This window comes from Mesorhizobium sp. M7A.F.Ca.CA.004.12.1.1 (assembly GCF_003997835.1).
Classification (GTDB): domain Bacteria; phylum Pseudomonadota; class Alphaproteobacteria; order Rhizobiales; family Rhizobiaceae; genus Mesorhizobium.
This window is the reverse complement of record NZ_RZRK01001159.1, coordinates 1-1400: the sequence shown is the minus strand read 5'-3', so window position 1 is coordinate 1400 and position 1400 is coordinate 1. Positions and strand designations below refer to the sequence as shown.

Genomic DNA, 1400 nt, shown 5'->3' with positions numbered 1-1400 from the left:
TGCAAGAGGGTTCAAGGAAACCCAGGGAACAAGCCGTGTCAGACGACCCGTCCGATCTCGAATTCCAGCCGCGCGCCAAGGGCAGCGTCATGGGCTTTCCTGCGCATGAGGGCCGGCCTGGCGCACTCGGCGAGGTTCATGCCCGGCCGCACCCGCTGATCGAAAAGCCACGCGTCCTGATGCAACTCGCCTTCATGACCGAGGGGGGCTCGGGCGTCGACCACGCGGTGCTTTCCGAACTGTCGCGGCGCCTCGGCGTCGCCGCGCCCGACCGCCAGGCCCGCCATCATGCCATGAAATGGGGCAAGGGCTCGCTGCGCTGGGAGCGGCACACCGAATTCTCGACCTATTTGTGGGAAGGGCCGCTTTCCGAGAGCGGCAGGGCGCAGGAGGACTCCCCCTTCGGCAACGGGTTTTCGCCGCCGGGAACCTGCATCTCCGGCATCAGGCTCGAAATCCGCAAATGGACGCAAGCGAGCGAGCAGCTGATAGCCGGTTTCGATCCGACCAGCCTGTGCTACTCGCTGGTCGAGCGCGGAAACGCCGCCATCGTCACCGATTTTCGCCAGGATGGCGATGGCCTGACGCGCATGCTGCTGCTCGATCGCGGCTTGACCCCGGCGCGTACCGGCGCGTTGTCGCAGCGGCTTATCGACATCGAAACCTATCGGACGCTGGCCATGCTCGGCCTGCCGCTGGCGTTGACCTTGTCCGGCCGTGCCCGCCGCATCGAAGACCGGCTGGCGCAGACCACGCTGGAGATGAAGGTCGCCGGGACTCGCGACAGCCAGACCTTGCTGGCCGATCTGACCGAACTTGCGGCGGAGTTGGAGGCGGACGCGGCGTCGAGCCTTTACCGTTTCGGCGCCAGCCGTGCCTATGACGGCATCGTCGGCGAACGGCTGGAGGCGCTCGAGGAAGAGGCTGTGCCCGGCTATGACACATGGCGCGGGTTCCTGCAGCGCCGGGTGGCGCCCGCAATGCGCACCTGCCGCTCGGTCGAGGAGCGGCAGGAAAATCTGTCGCGAAAACTGACCCGCGCCACGACGCTGCTGCGCACCTGGGTTGATGTCGAGGTCGAGAAACAGAACCGCGACCTGCTTGCCTCGATGAACAATCGCGCCCGCCTGCAACTGCGCCTGCAGCAGACCGTCGAGGGGCTCTCGGTCGCCGCCGTCTCCTATTATGTGGTCGGCCTTGTCGGCTATGTCGCCAAGGGTGCCTCGATCTTCGGCCATGCCTTCGCACCGGAGATCATTACCGCGGCTTCGGTGCCTGTCGCCATCCTGCTGGTCTGGTGGGGCGTACGCCGCGTGCGCCGGATGCACTCCGAGCCCGGCAAGCCGCCCGGCGAATAGATCTGCTCACCCTCCCCCTTGTGGGGAGGGTCGGCTCATGAT

1 protein-coding gene is annotated in these 1400 nt (G+C 66.4%); it reads left to right on the top strand.

Features of this window, described 5'->3' with window-relative positions:
• The first annotated feature begins 35 nt into the window (after nucleotides 1–35).
• Complete coding sequence (locus EN984_RS34690; protein WP_127272364.1) at nucleotides 36–1358, top strand: DUF3422 family protein; 1323 nt, start codon at nucleotides 36–38, stop codon at nucleotides 1356–1358.
• The last annotated feature ends 42 nt before the right edge of the window (nucleotides 1359–1400 follow it).